The 1,923-nt window shown below is 68.1% G+C and carries 1 protein-coding gene; it reads right to left on the minus strand.

Annotated elements, in window-relative coordinates; all coding sequences use genetic code 11:
• Window positions 1-316: 316 nt before the first annotated feature.
• Window positions 317-1,657 (minus strand): NADP-specific glutamate dehydrogenase, encoded by a 1,341-nt coding sequence (gene gdhA, locus AC5RUJ_RS15355; protein ID WP_494012832.1) that lies wholly within the window; start codon window positions 1,655-1,657, stop codon window positions 317-319.
• Window positions 1,658-1,923 lie beyond the last annotated feature (266 nt).

Consider the following 1,923-nt stretch of genomic DNA (forward strand, 5'->3'; position numbering starts at 1 on the left):
AGACCTCGGCGAGGGCCGCGGCGGCCTGGGCGGGGCTGGCGTTCTGCACGTTGGCGCTGCCCGCCGTGGCTTCGGCGACCGGCAAGCCGTCGTCCAGCCGGATGCCGTGTGTCTTGCTGCCGCCGATGTCCAGCCCGATGAGTCTTTGCACCATGGGGTGAGCTTACTCGGGGCGTCCCGCCGCCGCGGAGGCCGGGCCGGAACGTCCGTCAAGCCTGCCCGGACCCGCGGGATGACCCGCACACCACCAGAACGAAACGGTGCCCGCCGTGGCGGGCACCGTCGTCGTCATCAGTGCTTGGCTGTGTGGGCTGCCTTAGATGAGGCCCAGGGCGAGCATGGCGTCGGCTACCTTTTTGAAGCCGGAGATGTTCGCGCCCGCCACGTAGTTGCCGGGCATGCCGTATTCCTCGGCGGTCTCGGCGCAGCGGTCGTGGATGCCGACCATGATGTCCGTCAGGCGCTGCTCCGTGTACTCGAAGGTCCAGGCGTCGCGGCTGGCGTTCTGCTGCATCTCCAGGGCGGAGGTGGCCACGCCGCCGGCATTCGCGGCCTTGCCCGGGCCGAACAGCAGGCCCGCGTCCTGGAAGATGGAGGCGGCTTCGCTCGTGCACGGCATGTTGGCGCCCTCGGCGACGGCGACCAGCCCGGACTCCACCAGGCGCCGGGCGGATTTCTCGTCCAGCTCGTTCTGGGTGGCGCACGGCAGCGCCACGGTGCAGTCGACGTCCCAGATGTTGCCGTCGGCCACGTAGTGCACGGCAGAGCCGCGGCGCTCGGCGTACTCCGAAATGCGGCCCCGCTCGACTTCCTTGATCTGGCGCAGCAGTTCGACGTCGATGCCGGCCTCGTCGACGATGTAGCCGCCGGAGTCGGAGGCGGTGACGACCGTGGCGCCGAGTTCCTGCGCCTTTTCGACGGCGTTGATGGCCACGTTGCCGGAGCCGGAGATGGCCACGCGCTGCCCGTCCAGGCTCTGCCCGCGGGTTTTGAGCATTTCCTGCGCGAACAGCACCGCGCCGTACCCGGTGGCTTCCGGGCGGACCAGCGAGCCGCCCCAGCCGATGCCCTTGCCGGTGAGGACGCCTGACTCGTAGCGGTTGGTGATGCGCTTGTACTGGCCGAACAGGTAGCCGATTTCGCGGGTGCCCACGCCCATGTCCCCGGCCGGAACGTCGGTGTATTCGCCGATGTGGCGGTAGAGCTCCGTCATGAAGGACTGGCAGAAGCGCATGACCTCGCCGTCGGACCGGCCGCGCGGATCGAAGTCGGACCCGCCCTTGCCGCCGCCGATGGGCATGCCGGTCAAGGCATTCTTGAAGATCTGCTCGAAGCCCAGGAACTTGATGATGCCCAGGTAGACCGAGGGGTGGAAGCGCAGGCCGCCCTTGTAGGGGCCAAGCGCGGAGTTGAACTCCACGCGGAAGCCGCGGTTGATCTGGACGTTGCCGGCGTCGTCCACCCAGGGCACGCGGAAGATGATCTGGCGTTCGGGCTCGCAGATGCGCTGCAGGATGGCGGCGTCGGAATATTCGGGGTGCCGGGCGGACAGCGGCTCGAGGGTTTCGAAGACTTCGGTGACGGCCTGGTGGAATTCCGTTTCGCCTGGATTGCGCCGGAAGACTTCGTCGCGGACTTCAAGCAGGTGGGCATCCATGGGTGCGTCCCTTCACTAGCTGACGTATGGGGGCACTCAGGTTGCTGCGGGCCCTCACACAGAAAACCATAAGAAGCGGGATCTAAGAAACACACCTGACACATCGCCGAACCGCCTCGTAACGCGCCGGACGGCGGTACAGTTGGCCGGTTTGTCGCACTGCGCCGGGCAGTTCCGGCACCGCTGGGCGCGGTGGCGGGGCGGAAAGTGCCGGCCGTCACGGGCGAACGCGCCCGCCCGTCGGGGCCCGAATGTGCGGCTCCTCA

The sequence above is a fragment of the Arthrobacter sp. Y3223164 genome, assembly GCF_059091005.1.

Excerpts from the sequence above, each read along its gene's own strand:
- gdhA (WP_494012832.1), bottom strand. The coding sequence starts at position 1,657 with ATGGATGCCCACCTGCTTGAAGTCCGCGACGAAGTCTTCCGGCGCAAT.